Annotated in this window: 16 protein-coding genes; 4 read left to right on the forward strand and 12 right to left on the reverse strand. The window is 72.9% G+C overall.

Annotated features, from left to right (window positions below; translation table 11 throughout):
• Nucleotides 1-44 precede the first annotated feature (44 nt).
• The 7 genes from JS756_RS31635 to JS756_RS31665 form a co-directional block, all read right to left on the reverse strand.
• Nucleotides 45-821: an FkbM family methyltransferase gene (locus JS756_RS31635; protein WP_205386703.1), complete on the reverse strand. Its 777-nt coding sequence runs from the start codon at nt 819-821 to the stop codon at nt 45-47.
• Nucleotides 822-909: 88 nt separating this feature from the next.
• On the reverse strand, nt 910-1677 hold the full coding sequence (locus tag JS756_RS31640; RefSeq protein WP_205386704.1) for an ABC transporter permease: 768 nt from the start codon (nt 1675-1677) through the stop codon (nt 910-912).
• 3 nt (nt 1678-1680) lie between these two features.
• Nucleotides 1681-2637 carry an ATP-binding cassette domain-containing protein gene (locus JS756_RS31645; RefSeq protein WP_205386705.1) on the reverse strand — a complete coding sequence of 319 codons (957 nt, stop codon included), beginning with the start codon at nt 2635-2637 and terminating at the stop codon, nt 1681-1683.
• Between the two features lie 91 nt (nt 2638-2728).
• Nucleotides 2729-3487: an NAD-dependent epimerase/dehydratase family protein gene (locus JS756_RS31650; RefSeq protein WP_205386706.1), complete on the reverse strand. Its 759-nt coding sequence runs from the start codon at nt 3485-3487 to the stop codon at nt 2729-2731.
• On the reverse strand, nt 3471-4961 hold the full coding sequence (locus JS756_RS31655) for an NDP-hexose 2,3-dehydratase family protein (protein ID WP_205386707.1): 1491 nt from the start codon (nt 4959-4961) through the stop codon (nt 3471-3473). The genes JS756_RS31650 and JS756_RS31655 overlap by 17 nt, the downstream gene beginning before the upstream one ends.
• A 56-nt stretch (nt 4962-5017) precedes the next feature.
• Nucleotides 5018-5863, reverse strand: coding sequence for a 4'-phosphopantetheinyl transferase family protein (locus JS756_RS31660; RefSeq protein ID WP_205386708.1), 846 nt, complete (start codon nt 5861-5863; stop codon nt 5018-5020).
• The gene (locus tag JS756_RS31665; RefSeq protein ID WP_205386709.1) at nt 5860-6711 is read right to left on the reverse strand and encodes a metallophosphoesterase family protein; all 852 of its coding nucleotides are present in this window, start codon (nt 6709-6711) and stop codon (nt 5860-5862) included. The genes JS756_RS31660 and JS756_RS31665 overlap by 4 nt, the downstream gene beginning before the upstream one ends.
• Nucleotides 6712-7011: 300 nt before the next feature.
• Here JS756_RS31665 and JS756_RS31670 point away from each other — a divergent pair, with 300 nt between their 5' ends.
• Both JS756_RS31670 and JS756_RS31675 read left to right on the forward strand, forming a co-directional pair.
• Complete coding sequence (locus JS756_RS31670; RefSeq protein WP_205386710.1) at nt 7012-7782, forward strand: thioesterase II family protein; 771 nt, start codon at nt 7012-7014, stop codon at nt 7780-7782.
• A gap of 41 nt (nt 7783-7823) precedes the next feature.
• Nucleotides 7824-8042, forward strand: coding sequence for an acyl-CoA carboxylase epsilon subunit (locus tag JS756_RS31675; protein ID WP_205386711.1), 219 nt, complete (start codon nt 7824-7826; stop codon nt 8040-8042).
• 50 nt (nt 8043-8092) lie between these two features.
• Here JS756_RS31675 and JS756_RS31680 read toward each other — a convergent pair whose 3' ends face one another.
• The 5 genes from JS756_RS31680 to JS756_RS31700 all read right to left on the reverse strand — a co-directional run bounded on the left by JS756_RS31680 (nt 8093) and on the right by JS756_RS31700 (nt 19141).
• Nucleotides 8093-10972, reverse strand: a complete 2880-nt coding sequence (locus JS756_RS31680) for a helix-turn-helix transcriptional regulator (protein ID WP_205386712.1) — start codon at nt 10970-10972, stop codon at nt 8093-8095.
• A 72-nt stretch (nt 10973-11044) separates the two neighbouring features.
• Nucleotides 11045-13915: an AAA family ATPase gene (locus JS756_RS31685; protein WP_205386713.1), complete on the reverse strand. Its 2871-nt coding sequence runs from the start codon at nt 13913-13915 to the stop codon at nt 11045-11047.
• A gap of 949 nt (nt 13916-14864) precedes the next feature.
• Nucleotides 14865-15998, reverse strand: a complete 1134-nt coding sequence (locus tag JS756_RS31690; protein ID WP_205386714.1) for a sensor histidine kinase — start codon at nt 15996-15998, stop codon at nt 14865-14867.
• An 895-nt stretch (nt 15999-16893) separates the two neighbouring features.
• The gene (locus JS756_RS31695; RefSeq protein WP_205386715.1) at nt 16894-18411 is read right to left on the reverse strand and encodes a HAMP domain-containing sensor histidine kinase; all 1518 of its coding nucleotides are present in this window, start codon (nt 18409-18411) and stop codon (nt 16894-16896) included.
• 4 nt (nt 18412-18415) lie between these two features.
• Nucleotides 18416-19141 (reverse strand): response regulator transcription factor, encoded by a 726-nt coding sequence (locus tag JS756_RS31700; RefSeq protein WP_205386716.1) that lies wholly within the window; start codon nt 19139-19141, stop codon nt 18416-18418.
• A 193-nt stretch (nt 19142-19334) separates the two neighbouring features.
• Here JS756_RS31700 and JS756_RS37940 point away from each other — a divergent pair, with 193 nt between their 5' ends.
• Both JS756_RS37940 and JS756_RS31710 read left to right on the forward strand, forming a co-directional pair.
• Nucleotides 19335-20516 carry a helix-turn-helix domain-containing protein gene (locus JS756_RS37940; RefSeq protein ID WP_205386717.1) on the forward strand — a complete coding sequence of 394 codons (1182 nt, stop codon included), beginning with the start codon at nt 19335-19337 and terminating at the stop codon, nt 20514-20516.
• 625 nt (nt 20517-21141) lie between these two features.
• Nucleotides 21142-24003, forward strand: a complete 2862-nt coding sequence (locus JS756_RS31710; protein WP_205386718.1) for an ATP-binding protein — start codon at nt 21142-21144, stop codon at nt 24001-24003.
• Nucleotides 24004-24079 lie beyond the last annotated feature (76 nt).

Below are 24079 nucleotides of genomic sequence, written 5' to 3' on the forward strand. Positions count from 1 at the left end.
CCCCGGCACCGAGCAGGTGCCGGGGCGCCACACTGCCGGCACCGTCAGTTCTCGCGCCGGGCGTACACCATCGAGTAGCGGAAGACCTCCGGCAGGTTCGCCGCGCTCTCCACGGTGACGGTGAAGCCCTGGGCGTCGAGGATGCCACGGACCGCGTCCAGTCGGCCGTCCAGGTCCTGAACCTCGACGACGGCCTGACGCACGCGCTGCCAGTCCGCTGTGTCGAGGCCCTCCATGACCTCCAGTTCCGCGCCCTCCACATCGATCTTCAGCAGGTCGACGGGGCCCTCGGGCGCCCAGGCGCGCAGGGCGTCGGACAGCCGGCGCACCTCGGCCTCCACCTCGACGCCCGCCATGAACCGGTCCACCGCCTCCTGGCCGATCTGCGCCACGGTCAGCTCCTGGCCGACCTTCTTCTGCTCGGGGTACCGCGTGGAGTTGCCGGGGATCGCCGGGTAGAAGGTGAACCGGACCCGTTCCTCGGCCTGTCGGCCGAGCGCCGCCCGCACCACCTCCACGTCCTTCGCGCCGTGACCGTCCAGGTTCTCCAGCAGCGCCCGGTGGATGGCGGGAATCGGCTCGAACGCGAGGATCCTCGCGTCCGGGAACTCCTGCTTGACGAAGAGAGAGAACAGCCCCACGTTCGCACCGGCGTCCACGACGCGCGCGGAGCCGGAAAGCTGGATGCCGTGCCTGAGATAGGCGCGTTCGACGAATATCTCGTTGTAGATGAAGTCGACCTCGGAGAACAGCGCGCCCTCCGTCTGCGGCACGACGACGGAGAACCCGTCCGCCACCTGAACCGGCCTGATGTCGGTCATGAATTGCTCCCTGAGCCGTGGAATTGCTGCCCAGTGTGCCGCGCGGAGCACCGGCAATCTCCTAGACTTCCGCCTGCCGCATCGGGGTTCAGGCGTCCCTGCCGCGCAGCACCAGATACCCGCCGAGCACCGCGGCGGCCACCCACAGCAGCATGATGACCAGTCCGCCACCCGGCCCATAGGGCACATCGGAGTTGCGCACCACGCGGGCCATCGCCTCACCGGCCTGGTCCGGCAGATAGTGCGCGGCCTTCTTGGCTCCGGGGACCGAGGCGAGGATCTGTGTCACCAGGAAGAAGAACGGCATGAGAATGCCCATCGACAGCATGGAGCTGCGGAGCATCGTGGCCACGCCCATGGAGAACACGGCCATCAGCGTCATGTAGAGCCCGGCCCCCAGCGTCGCCCGCAGTACGTTGTGGGCGTCGATGGTGGTGCTGTGTGAACCGAGTGCGGCCTGACCGGCGAAGAAGGTGACGAAACTGGTGACCATGCCGACGACGAGGGCCGCGCCGGTCGCCACGGCGAGTTTGCTGAAGTAGAAGATGCCCCGGCGCGGCATCGCCGCCAGCGAATTGCGGATCATGCCGGTGCCGTACTCGCCGCCGATCACCATCACCCCGTACGCGATCATGGCGAGCTGACCGAGGACACCGCCGGTGAAACTGGTCCCGGCGGCGTCGAAAGCGAGCTTGTCCTGCTGGGACAGGTTGTCGAACTGGGCGTTGGACAGGGCGCTGATGAGCGTACCGAAGACGACGGTGACGGCGAACGCGGCGAACAGCGTCCAGGGGGTGGAGCGGACCGTGGTGAGCTTGGCCCATTCCGAGCGCAGGGCCGCGACGGGTGCGGACATGGTTCAGGACTCCGTTCGCGAGGTCTCGGGCACGACCGGGGCAGCGCCCGCGGCGAGAGTTCCGGTGCGGTATTCGGCGGCCTCACCGGTCAGCGCGATGAACGCCTCCTCCAGAGAGGCGTGACGGGGGCTCAGCTCGTGCAGCAGGACGCGGTGCTCCAGCGCCAGCTCGCCGAGCCGTTCCGTGGGCACGTCCGCCACCTCGAAGGTGCCCGTGCCGTTCTCGGTGGCGGTGATACCGGCCGCGGCCAGCACATCGCGCAGCTTCTCCGGTTCGGGAGTGCGGATGCGCACCGAGGGGCGGGAGTTGAGGTCGATGAACTCCCGCATGCCGGTGTCGGCGAGCAGCCGGCCCCGGCCGATGACGACGAGGTGATCGGCGGTCAGCGCCATCTCGCTCATCAGATGGCTGGAGACGAACACCGTACGGCCCTCGGCAGCAAGCCGCTTCATGAGCGTGCGGATCCAGTGGATGCCTTCGGGGTCGAGCCCGTTGACCGGCTCGTCCAGCATCACGATCTCCGGGTCGCCGAGGAGCGCCGCCGCGATGCCCAGCCGCTGCCCCATGCCGAGGGAGAATCCCTTGGGCCGCTTCTGCGCGACCGAGGCCAGCCCGACCTGCTCCAGGACCTCGTCGACCCGGCTGAGTGGTATGTCGTTGCTCAGCGCCAGGCACCTGAGGTTCTGGTAGGCGCTGCGCCCGCCGTGCATGGCCCTGGCGTCCAGCAGGGCACCCACGTGCCGCAGCGGTTCCTTGAGCCGGGCGTACGGCTGTCCGTCGATCAGGATCCGGCCGGAGGTCGTGCGGTCCAGGCCGAGCATCATCCGCATCGTGGTGGACTTGCCCGCCCCGTTGGGCCCGAGGAAGCCCGTCACGCAGCCGGCCCGGATCGAGAAGGTGAGGTCGTCGACCACCACCTTCCGGCCGTACCGCTTGGTCACTCCTGCAAGCTCGATCATGTGGCTCACGCTAGGCGGAGCAGCCACCTCCGGTGCGGGGTCCGGGGATATGTCTAGGGGTTCTCGCAGTGGCGCGGTCCGGGCGGGGTCGTCAGGCCCGGGACAGGTCGGTGTAGTACGGGAGATATGCGTCCAGCAGCGTGTCCAGGTAGTCCCCGTCCGGGGTGGTCCGGAAGTCCGGCACGAACCCGCGCAGCCGCCGCAACGACGCCCGGGTGACGGCGGAGGAACCCGGCAGTACCGTACGGCGGGCCGCGGCGCCCAGCCGCCGCTCGATGGCCGCCACGATCGACTCCACCGGCTGCGGGATCCCGGAGGCCACGTTCAGCACCTCGCCGCTCACCTCGTCCGCCAGGAGACGTCCTACCGTATGCAGCAGGTCCCGCACGTCCAGCAGGTCCCGATGCGCACCCTGATGGATCGTCACCTCTCCGGCGACGACCTGACGGACGAGGGTGGGCAGGAACTGGTGCGGCCGCTGATGGCAGCCCACCCCGTGGCTCAGCCGCAGGATCAGATGATCGGTGCCCGAGGAACGCACCACGCTCTCCAGCGCCAGCTTGTGCCGCCCGTACGTGTTCGGCGGTCGCACCGGGTCGCTCTCGGCCGCCTCCTGGCCCGTGAAGCCGTACATCGAGAAGGACGCGGTCGAGAAGAACAGCAGTCGCCGGCCCTGCCGCGCGCACGCGTCGAGCGCGTCGTAGAGGACCTGCGCCTCGCGGTCGTACTCGGCGGGCGCCGCGGTGGCTGTGCTGGAGACGCCACAGGCCAGCGCCGTCACGCCGGGGAAGCGGTCGCCGAACGCCTCGGCGAGGTTGCGGGCGAGGAAGCCGTCACCGATGATCTGCACGCTCGGCTCCCTCACCCGTGGAACCGGCGGCGGGCACCGCGTGCACTCCTGCGGCGGCCGGCAGGGCCGCGGTGATGCCCGGGACGGAGCGCAGGGCGACGACCAGGGTCCGCGCCTGCACGTTCACATAGTGGCTGTACTTCAGCAGCTCGCCCAGCTGACGGAGCGTCGTCCACCGGTAGTCGTCGGGGACGTGGTCCGGCCCGTCTCCCTCCGCCTGAACGATCAGATAGCGGTTCTGCGCGTCGAGGAACCGGCCGCCCTCCTCCGACAGCACGGTGTCGAACAGGATCTGTTCCGGCCGGGCCCGTTCCACCAGGTCCAGGAAGCGGGGGCGGGCGGAGGCCGGCAGGTGGGCGTAGTTCTCCGGGGTGCACTGCACGGTGGGGCCGAGTTCGATGACGTCCAGATAGCCGGGCTCGACGCGGGCGTGCACCAGGCAGTGCGGCACGCCCTCGATCATGCGGACCAGCATCGCCACCACGCCCGTGCCGTGCGGTTGCAGCAGCGGCTGCGACCAGGACGCCACCTCCCGCCGGTCGGAGGCCACGTCCACGGGCACGATGCTGAAGTACAGGCCCCGCTCGTGCGCGATGCGGTCCTCCCCGACGTGCCAGCCCTCCGTCTCGATCTCCCGCAGCGGGACCAGCTCCGCGCAGACCTCACGCTCGCTCTGCTGGCCGGTGATCCAGTTGCGGATCGCCACGTCGGAGTGCAGGGCCCGGGACGGTCCGGGACCGTGCTGCCAGTCCGGCAGGCAGGACAGTACGGTGCGGGCGTCCATGTTGACCAGGTTCTCGTACCGCAGCAGCATGTTGACCTGTCGCAGCGTCAGCCAGCAGAAGTCCTCCCCGGCCTCCACCTCGGGCCCCACCTCGACGACCATGTTGCGGTTGCGCTTGCAGAAGAACCACGACCCCTGCTCGGACTGCAGCACGTCCGCCAGCACCCGGTGCCCGCGCGCCCACGGCTCACGGAAGCACTCCAGGTAGGGCACGGCCGAACCGCCGTGCACGCGCGTGTAGTTGCTCTTGGTCGCCTGCACGGTCGGCGACAGCTGGACCCCGTTGACGTTGCCGGGTTCCGCCTTCGCCTGCATCAGGCAGTGCAGCATCCCGTCGATCTCGCGCACCGCGAGACCGAGGATGCCTATTTCCGGCTGCCGGATGATCGGCTGGCCCCACTCCGGGACCGGTCCGAAGTCGGTGCGCACGTGCAGGCCGCGTACCGCGAAGAAGCGCCCGCTGCGGTGTTCCAGATCGCCGGTGTCCGGGGCGAAGTGCCAGCCGGACAGCTCCGCGAAGGTGGTGCGGCGTACCTCCTGGCGGTGCCGGGGCCGGCGTTCGTCCAGCCATGCGAAGAACTCGACGTCGGACATGGCCTCGCCGCCCGTCGCCGTCGCGGACAGGGCGAGCCGCGCGGCGAGGACGGCCTCGTTGTGGGAGTCGGGACCGGTCGCGTTGAGCTGGGGCATCGCTGCCTCTCCGTCGGATCGTCGTCGGTCCGCGGCACCGGCCGCGGACGTGGGCACTACACGGGTGAGGGTGGGCGGGAAGCGTCGGCCGAGGGTGGCTGGGAGGCATCGGCCGCGCGCGGGTGCGAGGTGCCGGCCGCCGAACCGCGGGTCGCGCGCGGCGCGGTCCGGTCCGCGGGAGTCCGGTCGCCCGGACCGGGTGCCTGGCCCCGTGTGTGCGCGGCGAGGGCGGTGAGGACCAGGCTCTCGCCGACCAGCCACCGCCCGTCGAGGACGGGTCCGCCGACGGCACCGGCGAACGCGGGCGCGAGTGGTTCCAGCAGCCGCGCCGAGAAAGTGCCCTGCGCCCCGCCCGCCGCGTCCGGTCCGACGGCGAAGCTCAGCCGGGCCTTGTCGAAACCGAGCATCGTGCGGGCGAGCGGGAACCACACCTTGTAGACCGACTCCTTCGCGCTGAACAGCAGCCGGTCCCACGGCAGCTCCGGTACCGCGCCTCGCAGCCGGGCCAGTTCGGATCGCTCCTCGGGCAGCGTCACCGCCTCCAGCACTCCGTCCGGCAACGGGGCCGCGGGCTCGGCGTCGATGCCGAGTGCCGCCAGGTCGGTGGTGCGGGCGACAGCCGCCGCCCGGTATCCGGCGCAGTGCGAGATCGCACCGACCACTCCCTCGGGCCAGTGGGGCTCTCCGCGCGGACCGGGCAGCAGGGGCTCGGCCGGCATGCCCAGCGCGGCCAGGGACAGCCTGGCGCAGCGTCGTCCGGTCGCGAACTCCCGTCGGCGCTCGTCCACGGACCGCGCCACCGTCGCCTCCTCCTCCGGGAACAGCGGGGGCGCCGCCAACTCGCCGCGTACCTCCGTCACTTCCACCTCGGGCGGCAGCAGCCGGCGCATCAGGGACGTCATCGGGCACCTCGCCGGGGCAGGATCTCGCGCAGCAGGGGATCGGGCATCCCGCGGGGCTGCCACTCGCGCGGGTAGCCCAGTGACACCTCGCGGTGCGGCACGCCGTCGTGCCAGGTCGTCCGGGGTATGTGCAGATGGCCGTAGACGACGGTGGCCGCCCGGTAGCGGCGGTGCCAGTCGTGGGTGGCGGTGGTCCCGCACCACAGAGCGAACTCCGGATACCGCAGGATCCGAGTGGGCTCGCGGACCAGCGGGAAATGGTTCGCGAGCACGGTGGGCAGGTCCTGCGGGCAGGCGTCGAGCCGCTCGCGGGTGTATGCGAGGCGTGCCCGGCACCAGGCCGACCGGTCGGGGTAGGGGTCGCTGTGCAGGAGGAACTCGTCGGTGGCGACCACGCCGGCCTTCTCCGCGAGCGCCAGTGCGTCGGCGGTGCCCGTGGCTCCCGGCGGCAGGAACGAGTAGTCGTACAGCAGGAACAGCGGTGCGATCACCACTGGCCCGTCCGGGCCCTGCCAGGTCACGTACGGATCCTCGGGCGTGAGCACCCCGAGGGAGCGGCACAGGTCGACCAGATGCCGGTAGCGGGCCTCGCCGCGCAGCGTCACCGGGTCGTCGGGATGCGTCCACAGCTCGTGGTTCCCCGGCACCCACACCACGGTCGCGAACCGTTCGGCGAGGAGCCGCAGCACCCACTCGACGTCCGAGATCAGCTCGCCGATGTCACCGGCGACGATCAGCCAGTCGGAGGGGGCGGAGGGGCGCAGCCCGCGCACCACGGCGCGGTTCTGCTCGTAGGCGACGTGCAGATCACTGACGGCGAAGAGCCTGCCCCCAGGAGCACCGCTCACCGCAGGGCCGCCGCGCCGGTCGCGGGCCGGGTGTCCTGGATGGTGGTCATGAGTACTCCTCGTGGCACGTCCGGCGCTTGGGTCCACGTCCGGCGAGCAGCTTTATCCCACTGTCCCGCGCGCCCTCACAACGCCCGAGCGGCCCCCACGGCCAAGGACGGGGGAAACGCCCAGACTTCGACCCGTGGCGGCCGTCCGGGCCGCGGACGTGCCGGATAGTGGCGGCACATCACATCGCCAGCGAACGGGCCCGTGCGCACAGCACGGCACCCGCGAACGAACAGAGGACGGACGAGCAGCGTGAGCGTTTCCCCCGCCGACGACGGCCTGTGGTGCCGGCGCTTCCACCCGGCTCCCGAGGCCGCCCACCGCCTGGTCTGCTTTCCCCACGCGGGCGGCTCGGCCAGCTACTACCTGCCGGTCTCCACGGCGCTGAGCCCGCGTGTCGATGTGGTCGCCGTGCAGTACCCCGGCCGTCAGGACCGGCGCAACGAGCCGCTCGTCGACGACATCGGTACCCTCGCGGACCAGGTTCACCGGGCCCTGCAAGGCTGGGACGACTCCCCGCTGACCTTCTTCGGGCACAGCATGGGGGCCCTCGTCGCCTTCGAGGTGGCCCGGCGGTTCGAGCGGGAGGGCGGCGGCCCGGTGCGGCTCCTCGCATCCGGCCGGCGCGCGCCTTCCCGCTACCGCGACGAGAACGTGCACCGGCGCACCGACGACGGCATCATCGCCGAGGTGAAGGCCATGAGCGGCACCGACGACCGGCTGCTGGGCGACGACGAACTGATCCGGATGATCCTGCCCGCGCTGCGCGGTGACTACCGGGCGGTGGAGACCTACCGGTGCGAGCCCGGTGCCACGGTGGCCTGCCCGGTGAGCGCGCTGGTCGGCGACAGCGACCCCAAGACGTCCGTCGACGAGGCCCGGGACTGGGAGAAGCACACCACTGCGGGCTTCGACCTCCGCGTCCTGCCCGGCGGTCACTTCTACCTCGACAACCGCGCCGCGGACGTGCTGCAGATCCTCGACGAACACTTCGCCGCCCAGGCCGCCCCGCAGGGCCGCTGACACGGCGCGGGCGGCCCACCGCCGGAAGAGGAGGGACCCACGTGAACAGGTCCGAGAACGCCGCTCTGGTACGGGTCGAGCGGGGTGTGGCGGGTGAGGAGGAGCTCGCGGCGCTGGCCGCGGTCCTGCTGGCCCGCGCCGCCGTGGCCCGTGGCCACTGCCCGGATGCCGGCCCGCCGCCGCGCCCCGTCGCCCGTTGGAACGGCCTGGAACCCCGCCGGTCCTACCAGTCGCCGGTCAGCTGGCAAGCGGTGACCTGACACCACCCCGCGCCCCCCGCCCGGCGGGATCCGGGCGGGGCGCGGGGGCGTCAGGCCACTCCCTGCGGGCGCACCCGCTCGGCCGGTCCGGCCGGATCGTCGGCGCTGCCGAGCAGGCCCGCCTCCGCCAGTGCGCCGGCCAAGCCCGACCGGCCCGAGGTCGACATCTTGCGGTAGCAGTTCGTCAGGTGCTTCTCCACGGCCCGGCGGGAGACGCCGAGGGAGTCGGCGATCGCCTGGTTGGTCAGGCCCTGGACGGCCATCTGAGCCACCAGCCGCTCGGCGGACGTCAGCCGGGTCGGGACGGTGGCGCCGACCGCCGCAGGCCCGAGCATCTCCTGCGCCCGGGCGGCGATCCCGTCCGCACCGCACTCCACGGCTGTCTCCAGGGACCGGCGGAGCGCGTCCTCCGCCTCGGCGGCATGGTGGGGCGCCACCGTCTCCCCGAGCCGCAGCAGCACCGCCGCCCGCGCGTGCAGGTCGGCCGAGTCCTCCAGTACGCCGGCGGCCTCGCGCAGCAGCGTCGGTGCGGCTTCGGCGTCGCCCACCGCGGCCCGCAGCGCGAGCGCGCGGCCCAGCGCCGACGGTGCACCCCACCGGTGGGCCTGCTCCAGATACTGCCCGGACAACTGCTCGGCCCGGTCTGTCTCGCCCATCCGGTGCAGTGTGCGTGCCGCCCGGTAGGCCGCCGGCACCAGCAGGGGATTGCGCCAGCCCGCCCTCTCCAGGGCGTACCCGGCGTCCAGGTAGTGCTCCACCGCTGTACCCGGCTCGTCCCGGGCCTCGGCCTCCATGCCGCGGACCAGGGTGAGCAGCGCCGCCAATTCGCAGTTCTCGTGCAGACCGCGGAAGCGTTCCGGTATCACGCCGGTCAGCTGCGGCTCCCGGCACCGCAGCGCCACCGCCACGAGGGCCAGCGCGGAGAGCGTGGTGGCCTCCTCCGGGCCGACGGCGGCGCCGGCCCGCACCGCCCGTTCCCGCGCGGCCGCCAGCCGGCCCTGGGCCAGCAGCACGAGCGCCTGTTCGGCCAGGATCACCGACTCCTCCAGCTTTCCGCCCCGGCGCACGGCGTCCACCAGGGCGTTGTCCAGCCAGGGCAGGAGTCCGGCCACCGAGTCGGAGGCGACCGCGATGGGCACCAGCAGCGGCAGCATGGTGTGGACGTGCGCGGCCGCGGCCGGCTCGTGGTCCAGCACCCGGAGGGCGAGCGACCCGATCCGTGCCGCCGGCAGCCCGACGGAGACCGTCGCCGCGTGCAGCAGGGCCACCAGCAGATCCGGCTGCCCACCGCCCGCCGTCCCGGGCTGCTCGCCCAGCCGGGCCAGCCGGTCCGCGGCCGACGACAGCATCTGCGGATCGTTCTCGCACAGGTAGTACAGCCGGGCCTGGAGACGCTGCCGGAGTGAGCGGTGGTCGGCCGTCGCTGCGCCCGGACCCGCGAGTTCCTCCGCCGTCCGCCGCAGCAGGTCGGTGAGCGGCAGCAGGGCGGCGGCCGGAGCCACGGGGGTCAGGGCCGCCAGCGCCTGGGCGCGAGCCAGCGGACCGGGGAGCAGAGGGAACGCCTGGGCGACGTGCCGGACGGCCACCGACGGGGCGAAACTGCGCTCGACATGTGCCAGTTCCACCAGCAGCCGGGCCCGCGCCTCGCTGTGCGGCGGGACGTCGCGCAGGGCGCGGCGCAGATAGCGGGCCGCCGTCTCGTGGGCCCCGCGGCGCACCGCGGTGTCCGCCGCGCGCCGCAGTACGGCCAGCGCGTCGTCGTCCAGACGCGCGGTGGTGGCCAGGAGATGAACGGCGACCCGCTCGGGGGCGCTGCCTCGGTAGCGCAGCAGAGCGGCGGCCTGCCGGTGCAGGCGGTTGCGCTCGTCGGGGGTCGTTCCCTCGTCGATCACCTCGTGCACCGCCCGGTGCGCCAGCCGCAGGGTGTCCTGCCGGGTCACCAGCGCGAGCCGGCGCAGCCGCCACAGGCTCTCGTCGAGATCCACCGGATCCAGTCCGGCCAACTCGCCCACCGCCCGCCGGTCGGCGTCGTTCCCGAGGACCATCAGGGCCCGGGCCGCGGCGAGCACGAACGGCGGCTGTTCCCGCAGACACAGCAGCAGCCTCCGGCGCAGCGCCGGAGGCACGATCCCCGCCACCGCGGACGCCTCGGCGGCCACCGGCGCGACCGAACGGGTCTGGCACTCCTGCAGCAGCGACACCAGGTGCAACGGGTTTCCACGGGTGGCCTCGTGGCACGCCGCGGTGAACTCGGGGTCCGCCGGCACGCCCAGGCGGTCCAGCAGGAGGCCGTCGACGGCGGCACGGCCCAGCGGGGCCGGCAGCAGCGTGTGCTCGGCGGCGCCGAGCGGCCGGACGCCGTGCCGTTCTCCCGCGAGCTCGCCCTCGCAGGCGGTGACCGCCACCAGGATCCGCCGCTGCGTCACCTGCCTGACCATCTGGTCCAGCCACTCCAGCGACTCCTCGTCGGCCCAGTGCACGTCGTCGACGAGGAGTACCGGAATACGGTCGTGGGCCATGTTCTCCACCATTGACAGCAGCGCCCGCACGGCCGTCGCCGTACGCTGCCGGGACGGCTCCGCGTCGCCCTGCAGGATGGCGAGCGCGGGCCGCGCGGGCCCGGAGCACCAGCGGCCCACGAACGAGCCGGACGCCAGGACCGGCTCCAGCAGTTGGCGGGTCACACCGAGGGGGAAGTCGCGTTCCGCCGCCGCGGCGTACGCCCGCATCACCAGGGCGCGGGAGGGCGCCGGCACGCCGGCCGAGGGCCCGGTGGTGAGCCCTGCGGCCAGATCTCCGATCTCCGCCAGGAGAGCCGATTTACCGATGCCGGGCGGTCCGCTGATCACGATGAGCGATCCGCTGCCGTGCTGGGCGAGCCGTAGGGCCTCGGCTGCCACCTTCAGTTCGTTCTGCCGCTCGAACAGCATGCCAGCGGCCTCCTTGCGCGGTGTGTTTTGAGCATGGGGGGTGGATGGGGAGGAACGTCGGTCGATGAGCGGTCAGGTCCTTCGCGCCAGGTTGCCCAGCCGCCGGACGAAGGGCGCGGGGACGTCCGCCCGCGGCGGCGGGTGCAGCCCGGCCGTCTCCCGGACCACGAGAGCCTGTGCGAAACGCCGGGCCTCGGGGGTGTGGCCGAGTCGACGCAGGGCGCGTTCGGTGAGCCGGGCCGCCTGCGGTGCCGGGGAGGCGAGGCCGCGGCGCAGTTCGTTCCAGGCGAGCGCGGAGTCGGCGCCCCAGCGTTCGGCCAGCCGCAGCTCCTCCGCGAACAGCTCCTCCGCCCGTCCCTCGTCGCCGCAGCCGAGATGGGCCAGTGCCGCCAGCGAACGCCACGCGAGGTGTGCCGGGTTGCGCCAGTCGCGCGCCGTCAGCCACCGGCCGCACTCCTCGGCCTCGGCCAGTGCCTGCCGGGGCCGTCCCCGGCAGAGCATGAGCTGCGCGCGGCTGTACAGCAGCTCGGTCCAGGCGCTGCTCTCCTCGGCACCCGGCGGCAGTTCCTCGGCGGCCAGACGGTCGGCCTCGGCGAAGCACTCGCGGGCGAGCAGCACCCGGATCTGCGCCGCCCGCAGCGCGGTCAGCCGAGTGGGGTGCCACATGTGGGGCGGCGCCAGGGAACGGCAGGCAGTGAGGTCGCGGTCGGCCGTGTCCGGATCGCACGCCCGCAGGTTCAGCCGCGCCCGCAGCAGCAGCCCGGCCGCGACGACCGTCGGGCTGGCGCGCTTGCCCGCCTCGGCGAGCGTGGCGTCCAGCGCGTCGCGGGCCGCGGCGTGGGCGTCCGCGAGGGACAGCACGAAGCAGGCGGTGAACCGGGGGAAGAGCGGACCGTCGCCCGGCGCCCGCAGCACGTCCAGGCCCATCTTCCGCACAGCGAGCGCGTCGTGGCCGCTCATCGCCTGCCACCATGCGGTGGCGGCCAGCGCGGCCGGGTCGCATCCGGGCCCCGCCGGGCCGGGCACCGAGCCCGTCGTGCCGAGTTCCGGCTCCGTGCTCTCCGTCGTGGCGCGCCCGGTCAGGCGTGTCGCGTCGGCCGAGCCGGGTTCGGGCGCGGTGCCGTGCATCGGCGCGTCCTCGGCGGGACGTGTCGGGTCCGCTCCGCCGAGTTCCGGCAGTACCCCGCGGGTCGGCGCACCCTCGGTGGCACGCATCGGGTCCGCCGTCCTCGCCGGTCGCAGGGGGCTGTGCTGCGGCGCCGAGCCGTCGCAGGGGTGTCCTGGACAGGCGGGGTCGCGTCCCCCCGTGGAGCCGTCCGGTGCCGGGTGCTCAGTGTCCCACCACCCGTTACCAGGCTGATCGTCTCCGCGCACGCTGCCGTCCTCGCCCTTCGCCCACCGCAGAAGCTCCGACGTCCGGCCGTCGACGTCTGCGCGGGGGAGCGGCACGGGCCGCGTGGTGCGGTGGTCGTAGGGCGGGATCGGCGTGAACCCCGGTTCGCCGCGGGCGAGTACGAGGTCGGCGACGGCGCCGCGCAGGCGCGGGCCGGGCGGCGCGCCGGACAGTAGATCGGCGATCCTCAGTCGTGCGGCCTCCGGCGCGGTCATCGCGTAGGCCTCGGCGGCCTCCAGCAGCACCTCGGCGCGCTCGTCCGGGGTGAGTGACTCGCACAGCGCGCGCTCCAGCAACTCGGCGGCCTCCGTGTGCCGTCCCCGGGCGAGGTGGACGCGGGCGGCGCGCCGAAGTACCGACGGCACCCAGGGATCGCCCAGCGGCCCGGTGCTCAGCAGCAGCGTGGCCACGTCCTCGTCGCCGGCGTCGCAGCGGTGTGCCCAGCGGGCCGCCTCCGCGCGCAACCGTCTACGTCCGTCACCGTGCAACCCGGTCAGGACGGAGGTGGTGCGGTCCGTGAGTGCCGGCCGCGGCGGGTCGCCGAAGTCGACGAGGCCCTGGGCGCGCAAGGCCTTGATCGCACTGGGCAGTTGGTGCTCGTCGAGACCGACGAGCGCGGCGACCCGGTCCGTCGCCACCAGACCCCGGCACACCGTCAGGCCGCGCAGCAGCGTCAGCGGTCCCGGGGCCAGTCGCGCGACCGTCTGCGCCGCCAGCTCCGAACGAGCCTGCCCGGCAGCGTCGGCGAACGCGGTCCTGAGCTGGGTCGACGTCATTTCGTCCGGCTCGCGGCGCAGTTCGTCGAGCACGCGGCGCAGCAGCCAGGGACTGCCCCGGCTGAGGCGGGCGGCGTCCTCCCACCACGGATCGAGCGGTGGTGCCGGTGGGGGCAGTTCGGCGGCGGTGAACAGCGCATGGACCTCGGGCGCACCGAGCGGACCGAGTTCCAGCAGCACGCCCCGGCCGTCCTGGCAGAAAGCCACTTGGTCGGCCAGCGCGGCACAGCTTTCGAGGAACTCGCCGCGGGTGCCGGTGACGGTCATCAGCACGCCGAGCGGTGCCGACGCGAGCCGCCGGAGCAGCCCCCCGATCACCTCGACCGATTCGTGGTCGGCCCACTGCACGTCGTCCAGCGCGAGGAGTGTGGGTCGGTGGGCTGCGGTCATGAGGCTGCGGCACCAGCCCGCCACCGACTTCGCCTCGTACGGCTCCGGGTCCCGTGCGGCACCCACCGCGGAGGAGCGGGGACGTAGTTGCCCCACGTACGCGTAGGGCGTGGGGGCCGACGACGGTGAGCCCAGCGCAGTGAGCACGTGGACCCCGACCGCCCGGGCGAAGGCGATGCCGCGCCGCAGCAGCCTGCTGCGCCCGCTGCCTGGTACGCCGTGGAGGACGGTGACACCCGAGTGGCCACCGGCGAGCCGCGTCACCATGTGCACCAACGCCGCCTGTTCTGCCTCCCGTCCGTACAGCGGGGCGGGGCCGTCATGGGCCGCCCGCTCGCGCAGGAGCCGGTCGCCGGACGACGGCAGCTGGGCCGCGGTGCTCATCGGGGCTCACCCCCGCTGTGTGGTTCCCGGACGCCGGGCGTACTCCGCGGCGGCCGGACGGTCGGCCCGGGCGCGCCCACGCGTCGGGGTGTCGGAGCGGGCGCGGCAGTGGCGGGGCGGGTGGACGCGGTGACGCCGGGCAGTGGGCGACGGGCCGGTAATCGCGGGGCGGGGGCGTTGCCCGGTGCGCCGCACCGGGCGGGTTCTGCGGAGAAACGGACGGGGGATGGGGCCGGGAGGGTTGTTCCTGCCGGCGGTGGGGCCGGCGCCGTGCCCTTGGTCAGGGGGCAGGAGGCCGACGGGGCCGTAACGAGATTCACGGTGCCACCGGATGTTCTGTGTGGGGGCGGACACTTGAGGGCTGACTGTCGGAAGCGGCGTGTCAATGGCCGACGCGGCCCTGCGTGCACAGTGGCGGGAAAAGCGCTTTCATCGCTTTATGAGCGGATGTCGGCGCCTGGTGTTGGGTTGGGCGTCGGTCACACGCTCAACACCGGTGATTATAGCTCGTCATTTGTGTCTTAAGCGTGAACGCGTGCACTCGTGCGAAAGTCTGCGTGCGTTCCGTGATGGGGCAGAAGGGAATGAGAGGAAGGGGAGAGGTGTCCGTCTCCGTGCGTATTTCTGTCGTTTTGGTCATGCCGAGCCGTTTCCTGTGAAGGGCATGTGCGTTGATTGCCTTCGTATACATCGATGTCAAGGACGTGTGAAGAGAGTCCGGTGCAGTGCCGCGGAATCGGGGCGGCCGCTGATCGCTTCGGCATTCTCGAGGTGCGGGGAATTTCCACGGTCGGCGCCTCCGTGAGGCACTCGGTGCCGCTTGATGTGGAGTCAACCCTTCCGGTCGCCGGTGATTCCGGGTAATTCTTCCGCGAATTCCTGCCGCGCGATTTCCTGTTCATGGCACCGGGGGCAGCCGGCGGTAGGATGTCGCGCTCCGTGAGCGCTCTCAGGCGGGCAGCCGGACGCGGAACCACGCCCCGCGCACGCTGGGTTCGAGCGTCAGCGTGCCGCCGTGCGCGCCGATGATGGCCGCGGCGACGCTCAGCCCCAGGCCGTTGCCTCCACCGCCCTCCTCCTTGGGCGCGGGCGCGGTCGGCTTCCCGCCGTGCACGAACCGGTCGAAGGCGCTGTCCCGCAACTGAGGCGGCACACCGGGCCCGTTGTCGATCACCTCGATGACCCGATGGCCGTCCTCGTTGCCGAGCCCCAGTACGGTGCGTGTGCCCTCGGGCGTGTGGTGGCGAACGTTGGCCAGCAGATTGGCCACCACCTGGTAGAGGCGGTCCCGGTCGCCGAGGACCGTGTACTGGCCCGGCAGGATGGTGAGCTGGATCGGGTGGCTGGCGGAGGACGCCTGGGCGTCGGTGACCGCGTCCCGGCAGAGCCGGGCCAGGTTGACCGGCTCACGGTGCAGGGGCTGGCCCAGGTCCAGCCGTGCGAGCAGTACCAACTCGTCGAGGAGAGCCGACATGCGGCGGGTCTCGTCCGTCATCCGGGACATCGCCAGGTCGAACTTGTCCGTGTCGGCCAACCCGCCCATCCGGGCCAGCGACACATAGCCGGAGATCGCCGTGAGCGGGGTGCGCAGTTCGTGCCCGACGGTGGCGAGGAACTCCAGCAGCCGCTGCTCGGACCGGCGCCGGCTGTTGCGCTCCCGACGCACCCGGGCGGCCAGCCAGAGCGAGGCCAGCAACGGCACGAGGACCAGCGTCAGTTCAAGAGCCATCGGCGAAGCACTCCGTGGAGAGGCGGTGTGCGCGGTCCTGGCCACCGTGCCGTGACGGTCGCGAGCGACGGGTGGCCGGGGAGTGCCGTCGTCGTACCTCCGAGAGGAGTCGCCGACGGGCGTTCCGGGGACCACGTCGTCGGAGGCCGCCCAGTGGAGCGTGGCGGGCGTGCCCGCGTGCGCCGAGGCCGGGGAGGGCACCCGCCGTCCCCCCGGCCGGGCGACGACCCCCGCCTGCCCCGCCGTCTGCGGCCCGCCGTGGTGCGGCAGGCGCCCCGACAGCAGGACCGTGCTCTGCGCGGCATGCGTCCGTCGCACACTCGTCGCCGCGGCGAGCGGCTCCCTCGGCTTCATGTGTCGCCGCAATCCCAGAAGTTGGGCCAAGGGATCGTGTGGGGCGGGCCCGGCCGACACGAGAGCCGCGATCACGAGGAACAGAGCCCCGAGTGCCGCACGTCCGCGCTGTGGCCGTGCGGCGTGCAGGGGCGCGCCCCGCCCATGCGGCGGTCTGCCCAGGAGGCCGTCGATGGAACACCTCACCGTCCGTCCAGGTCGCGGCGTGAAAGCGACGTGAAGAACCCTTGCTGCGGCACGATACCCAAGCGTGGGGAATCCCAAGGGCGCGGGGACTGGCTGAGATGTTTCGAAGGGCCGTGGCGGCTGACGCGGGACCTTCGCAGGTAGGCCGCGTGGACGGCCCTCGGCGCGCCACCGCGCGGGCCGGCGACGTCGTCTCCCGACACGCCGTGGAGAGAGCCCCGTTCGAAGTCACCCGGGCCGCGCCGTCGCTGCGCGCGTCGCTTCGGTGGCCGCTTGTGACGCCCGAAGAAAACCCGTGCTCAGCGCGGTGCGTCGCCGTTCGTGCACGCGCAGTTGGCGCCCTGCTCCCCGCCGCCTGCTCGGGCTCCCGAACCGGTGCGCGTGTCGTCGGCGGCGCGGTACACCGCCGTCCGGCGAAGACTGGGGAAATCCCTGGACTTCCCGTGATGCGCGTGACACCCCTCCGACGGCGTGGCGGGCGCGCACGGTTGCGGTGAGCGGTCGGGACCGAGGCGGTGATCACGGTCGACCGCGGATCAGGGGGACGCCGCCGGGCGTCGTCGGCAGCCCATCTCGACAGGCTTCCGAGCTTCGGAGGTTCGGTCACCAGGACAGGGCCGCGCACCGGCTTCTCCCGTCACCGGGGTCGGACGGTTGGTCGGCCTTGACGCGTCACGACCGGTGCGGACGGCCCCGCGCGCCGGGCGCGTCAGGCGACGGCGGCCCGTGCCCCGGAGGTGGTGCCGTCGGCGTGGGACCGGTCGTCGAGCGCGGGCAGCGTCACATGGAACCACGCACCCCGCTCGGACGGCCGGAGAGCGATCGAGCCGCCGTGTGCCTTGACGATCGCCGCGGCCACGGTCAGCCCCAGTCCCCGGCCCCGGGAGGGATCGCCGTCCGGGGCCGGCGGAGTGCTCGCCGCGCGGAAGAACGGCTCGAAGACGTGACGCCGGGCCGCCTCAGGGACTCCCGGACCCTCGTCCACCACGTCGATGACCTGCCGGTCGCCGTCCAGTCGCAGCCGCACTTCGGCGGAGGTGCTCTCGGGGGTGTGGGCCAGCACGTTGGCGACGAGATGGCCGATCACCTCCGCCAGCCGGTGCCGATCCCCCTCCACCAGGTGGGTGGAGGACTCCGTCACGCAGCGCAGCGAGCGCCGGGTGCCGGGGGGCTGGGCGCGGGTCGTCGCGTCGGCGCACAACCGAGCCAGGTCCACCGGACGCTGTTCGAGAAGCCCGCCCTGGCTCAGCCGGGCCAGCAGCAGCAGGTCCTCGACCAGCTGGTTCATCCGGTGGATCTCTCGTTCCACCTGTTCCATCGCCTGGTCGAGGCGGCGCGGGTCGTCCAGGGCCCCGATGCGGGCCAGTTGGGTGTACCCGGTGATGGTGGTCAGCGGTGTGCGCAGCTCATGGCTGGCAGCACCGACCAGTTGGTGCAGCCGATGCTCTGCCTGCGCGCGTTGAGCGGCCCCCTCCTGGATGCGTTGCAGCAGGTAGTTGAGCGTGTCGGCAGTGCCCTGGAGGCCTCTGGCCGACCGTCGGACCTCGGGAAGCCGTTCGGAGGCCTCGTCACTGGACTCCGCGATCCGGCGGGCGTTGCGGGTCATCTCCCGGATGGGCATGACGGTTCGCCGGGCACACCACAGGACGACGCATGCCAGAAGCGCGAGCACCAGACCACCGACGGCGAGTTCGGTGCGGACGACAGGGCTCGTCGCCGTCTGCTCCCCGGGCTCGCCGTCCACGGCGGCCGGCGGGGACTGAGCCGGGCGGCCGTCGTCCAGCGGGCGGGCCGGCGCCACCCGTCCAGTCCCTCGTACCGCGGCGTACGCCGCGGTACGAGGGACGTCGAACCGTCCTCCCCCGTAGGTGGCTCGGACCGGTGCCGGCCGGGGGGTCGTCGCGACGACGCCGGGCCGCACCCACGGCACCCGCACCTCACCCCCAGCGTCGGAAGGCGCCGTCGGGACGTGCCGCAGGGCAGGCGGTGGGTCGTGAGGCTCGGGGAGTGCCCGATGCTCACGGCGCCGGTCGTCCCCGACCCGCTGATCGCTGTGGTCCCGGGGGCGGTCGGGCGGGGCGAGCCCGCAGCAGCCGCCCGTACCGAGCACACCGATGGCGGTGACGGCCAGCAGAACCCGGGTGAGCGTGCGGGGCTTCGGCTTCCGTGCGGAACGGATCCGGCCTGCCCCGCTGCGGTTCGTGGTGGCGCCGGCGGCGGTGGGCATGGGCTCAGCCCTCCGGGACGGGCGGGGGAGGGCTGGAACGCACCAGATAGCCCGCTCCGCGGACGGTGTGGATGAGGGACTGGTCGGTGTCACCGAGTTTGCGGCGCAGGTAGTAGATGTACGTCTCGACGATCCCCGACTCGCCCTGGAAGTCGTAGCTCCACACGTTGTCGAGCATCTGCGCCTTGGAGATCACCTGATCGGCGTTCTCCAGCAGGTACCGCAGCAGTGCGAACTCCGTCGAGGACAACTGCACCGGCTGCCCGTGCCGCCACACCTCCCGGGTGTCGCGGTCCAGTTCCACCCAACCGGCCCGGAGCCTGCGGCTGTTGGACGGCACCAGCTCACGTCCGCGGCGCATGACGGCGCGGATCCGCGCCACCACCTCGTTGAGGTCGAACGGCTTGGTGACGTAGTCGTCGGCCAGTTCGAGTCCGCGGATCTTGTCCGAGACGGCGTCCCGCGCCGTCACGAACAGCACGGGCGCCTGGACGCCCGTCTCCCGCAGGCGCCGGCAGACCTCGAAGCCGTCCATGTCGGGCAGCACGACGTCCAGCAGGATCACGTCCGGGGCGTGTCGGGCGGCCTGGGCGAGGGCCTCGGCCCCGCATACCGCGGTGACCACGTCGAACCCCATGAACTGGAGCGCCATCGTGAGCATGGAGGCGATGCTGGACTCGTCCTCCACGACGAGTACCGTCGACTTCGCGGGCGTGTCGCTTCTGGTCATCGTGTGTCGCACCATAGGAGTGAGTTCGGACCTGCGCTGCCGCTGGTGAGTCGAAGGAGACAGGAACCACTTGCCGTTGTGGTCATGATGGCACAGGGGTGATCGGGCGGCTCAGGATTCCGAGCGCTCTCTGAGCGTACTTTGATGCACCCTTGATGTTGGTGGTCTTGGCTGACCGGATATGAAGACATACGTGGGGGCGCCCCCCGAGCGCGACCTGCTCTTCCCGGCCGAAAGCACGACGGGGAACGACGACGCCGACGAAGCCCGACGCAGAATCCAGTGGGAGATCTTCTCCGCACTGACCGAGGTCGTGTCCGGTCAGGGAGACTGGAGCACCGAGAGTGCGGCCCGCATCCGCGCGGAGGGTCGCGCCTGGGCGCGGTGCGGCGGATCCGTCGACGATCTGCTCGCCATGCTGCGCACGATGACGCGCCGGCTCATCAACCGCTGCACGGTCAGCGGCCAGGAGCAGGACTCGATGGGGTACGAGGTCACCGTCCTGCGGCTCGGGGACGCGGGTCGCCGGGTCGGCCGCGAACTGAGCTGCGGCTTCTTCGAGGAGGAAGTCGACGCCGCTCCCGAGCCGCCTCCGCGGACGCCCTCCGCCGCCGACGTCCCGGGAACCGGCCCCGGCGCCTGCGCGGTGCTGGGTGTCCGCGCACCGTCCTGCACGCGCGCCGACATCGACCGGGCGGTCGGGCGCCACGCCGTCGCCACCGTGCTCGGATCCTCGGAGGGCGTTCACGTGTTGCTCTCCGCCACCGATCAGGAGGAGGCCGTCGCGCTGGCCCGCGCGGTCCACCAGGACCTTCAGGGCGAGGTGTGGATCGCCGTCCACCGGCAGGACTCCCGGGCCGGCCACGCGGACCCGCGCGAACAGCCCGACGAGGGAGTGCTGTCCGTCGTCGACGGCATCTGCGCCACCCTCCTCGCCCTCGGCTCCCCGCCCGGCGTGTACGAACTCGACGACGTCCTGGTCGAGTACGGCGCCGCGGCGACACCCGCCGTCTCCGAACGACTCGTCCGCATGGTCGAGCCGCTGCACGAGCACCCCGTGCTGTGGGAGACCCTCGCCGCTCTCATCGCCGCCGACGGCGTGCGTCACCGGGCCTGTCTCCGCCTGGGAGTCCACCGCAACACGCTCGACCGCCGGCTGCAGCGGATCGCCCTGCTGACCGGCCAGCGCCCTGAAGGACTGCGCGGCCTGGCCACCCTGCGCGCGGCCCTCGCCGTGGTCGCCGTGACCCGCCTCAGGCGCAGCGCCCTCCTCGCCGGGTACGACGCCGCCGCACAGGTGCACCAGGCGCTCCCGGCCCTCCCACCGTCGCCCCCGGCGGCGCTCCAGGCCCGTCCCGTCGCCTCGGCCCTCTGACGCCGACCCGTCACCCACCTACCGATTCCGGCCCGGTCCACCCTCACCTGATCCGAACGACCCGGCCCGGGCGACCCCGCCCCTTCCCCCCGGATGCGGCCCCACCCCAACGGCCGCCCTCCCGAATCCGCAGGCCCGCGTGCCGGACCCCGTCGCCCGCGCACCCGCACCCCCCGGTTCCCGTGTCCAGGCCGACGAGCCCGCAAGGCCGTACCACGTCCCCCACGCGCCGACCGTGGCCCGACCGGCCCAGAAGGCGCACCAGCCGTCCGGCCCCGGGCGACGATTAGGCCCGCACCCGCGAGCGGCCGTGACGCGATCCGCTGCCCGCGCCGAGGCGAACGGACGGCACCGCGTCCGACACGGTGACGGCACACCCCGACGAACAGCGACTCACGCGGTCCCCACCCGACCGTCCGGCTCTCCCCGCGCCCCGGCGAGCCCCCGGCCCGTCGTCCACCGGCACGACGATCGGGTGCGCCGCTTTGCGGTCGACATGGGAGACCGAGCACACTTGCGACGCGTGCCCCGGGACCGGCCTGCCGGAACAACCCCCATCGATGCAACCCCCGAACGGGCAGGTACACCTGGCGTGTCCCTTCCCGGAAGTGATTGAGGAGTCGCGATGGCCCTGCTCGGCGCCGGAGACGCGAAGACCGCAGCCGACGAGGCCCCGCCGCGGCTCGTCGGCCGGGACACGGAACTCTCCCTCATCCGCGAGCAGGTCAAGGGAGCAGGCCGGGCGGTGCTCCTGCGCGGGCCCGCCGGCATCGGCAAGACCCGGCTGATGCGCGCCGCGATCGACGCCGCGACCGAACAACTGGACGCCGACACCCGTGTCCTCACGGCCAAGTGCCCGGAGAACGGCAGCAGCGCCTACGAAGTCGTCAGGGCACTGTTCACACCGTTGCGCCTGACCGAGGGCCACACCGCCGGGCACCCACTGCTGCGCGGCAGCGCCCGCCTGGCGCTACCCGCCCTGATCCCGGGGCGCACGCCCGACGCCACTCCCGCCGACGTCTACGCCGTGATGCAGGGCCTGTACTGGCTCACGGCCGGACTCGCCGCCGAGCGCCCCGTCGTACTCGCCGTCGACGACCTGCAATGGTGCGACGAGGCGTCGTTGCGCTGGCTCGGCTTCCTGCTCCGGCGTGCCAAGGACCTGCCGGTCGTGCTGGTGCTGACCCTGCGTACCGAGGCCGAGGAGCCGCTGCCCGCCGCGCTCGAGGAGATGGCCGACATCCCCTCCTGCCTCACCCTCGATGTGCACCCCCTCGGCGAGGACGACGTGGGCGACCTCCTCGCCCACTCCCTCGGCGACCGACCCGAGGACGAACTCGTCGCCAGCTGCATGCAGATCACCGGCGGCACTCCCTTCCTCGTGCACCTGCTGGCCGACCGGTGGAAGGAGCAGGCCCCCCTGCCCGACGCCGACCAGCGGACACCCGATCAGGGAGCCGACCTCGGGCTGGTGGCCCGCTTCCAGATCGACCGGCTCACGGCCGAACGGCTCTCCGTGGCACGGGCCGTGGCCGTGCTGGAGGAGAAGGCCGTCGAAACGGTGGCCGCCCTCGCCGGCGTCCAGCCGGACCCCGCACGGCGTGTCGTCGAGGAACTGCGCGCCGCCGGGCTGTTGCGGCCCGACTCCCTCACCTACCGGCACGACCTCATCCGAGAAGCCGTCCTGCAGACCATGCGACCCGCCGAGCGCACCGAACTGTACGAGCGCGCCGCCCGGCTCCTCGACGACACCGGACGCCCCGCCGAGGAGATCGCCGTCCAGCTCCTGCGCCTGCCGGGAACCCCCGACCCCTGGATGGTCACCGCCCTGCGCTCCGCCGCACTCGGCGCCGAACTGCGGGGCGCCCCCGCCACGGCCGGCAAGTACCTCAGCCGCGCCCTGCGCCATGACCCTCACGACCTTGAACTGCTGTCCCACGCGGCCAGGGTCTTCGGTCACATCGCCCCCGGCACCGCCCTGCGCCACCTGGAACACGCGCTGTCCCTGCCGGCCGACCACCGCACGCGATGCCGACTCGTCCTGCAGTACGGCGTCACCTCACTCGGCGCCCACAACTCGCTGCGCGCCTTCGACCTCGTCAACGAGACCCTCGACCTGACCGCCCGGGAACTGGGCACTTCCCCCGCCGACCGGGCCCTGCGCGCCCGCGTGGAGGCGATGGTCCTGATCTCCGGCCTGGACGAGACGTCGACGGTCGCGCGCGTGAGCCGGCGCTTCCGGGACCGCACGCCCCCGCTGGGAGAGACGGCGGACGAGCGCGTGCTGCTGGGCATGCTCTGCGCCCTGCGCACCCTGGAGGGCCGTCCCGCCCCTGTCTCCGCCGCCGAACGCGTACTGCGCCTCGGCGACGGCCCCCAGGGCGGCTGGGGAGTGCTCGGCGCCGCCCTCACCCTGTATCTGGCCGACGTGATCCCCCCTGTCGACACCGCGTTGACCGCGGTCCTCGATCAGGCCCAGAGCCGCGGCGAGGCCTGGCGGTGCGCCCTCGTCTCGGCGACCCGCGCACAGGTCCACCTCTGGGCCGGGAACGTCACCCGGGCCCTGTCCGACGCGCAGTTCTCCCACGACCTTCTGGACCGGGAACTGCGGGTGGAGACCTCGGTCACCCCGCAGTGCACCCTGGCGGCCGTCCACGTGCAACGCGGCGAGCCGGAAAGGGCACAGCACCTGCTCGACCTGATCCGGCGGCCCAGGCTGGAGCAGTTCACCCTGGAATACCACGCGTACCTGATGGCCCTGGCCCGCACCCGAGCGGCGCTGGGCGACCTCGGGGGGGCCCGGGAGCATCTGCTGCGCTGCGGCGACAGCCTCGCCGCGGCCGGCATCGGCAACCCGGTGCTGGCGCCCTGGTGGTTCGACGCCGCCCAGGTGCTCGCCCGGCTCGGGCGCGAGCACGAGGGGCTCGACATCCTCGAGCGCGTCGCGGCGTCGGTCGAGGAGTGGGGGACCGCCAGGGCGCACGGCATGCTCTGCCTGGCCCGCGGTGTCCTCACCCCGGGTGACGCCGGCCTCGAGTTTCTGACGGAGGCCGCCGAACTGCTCGTCGGCAGCCCCGCCCGGCTCGAGCACGCCCGGGCCGAATACTTCCTCGGTCGGCGCCTGTCCGACCGCGGTGACGCACGGGGCGCCCGGATCCGGCTGCACCGCTCGATCGACGTCGCGGTCCTGTGCGGGGACAAACTGCTGCTCGACGAGGTCCGCCCGGTCCTCGGCGCCGCGCGGGGCCGGCTGCGGCAGGGGACCACCTCGCCCGCCGAGTCCCTCAGCGGAGGCGAGCGCCAGGTCGCCGAGCGTGCGGCCGCGGGGGCCACCAACCGGGAGATCGCCGAAGCCCTGTTCCTCACCCAGCGGACTGTCGAGTTCCACCTGACCAGTGTGTACCGCAAACTCGGAATCCGGGGCCGTCACCAGATCGCGGCCGCCCTCACCGGGGACCCGACCGGCGGTGGATCGGCGCGGCTCTAGGAAATCGGCAGGATCCCCGGGGTGATGCCTGCTCGGTCTGCCGCCCCCATCCGCATGACGCTTGCCCCCGCCGCGG

Origin of the sequence: Streptomyces actuosus (assembly GCF_016921115.1) — a bacterium.
Lineage (GTDB): Bacteria > Actinomycetota > Actinomycetes > Streptomycetales > Streptomycetaceae > Streptomyces > Streptomyces actuosus_A.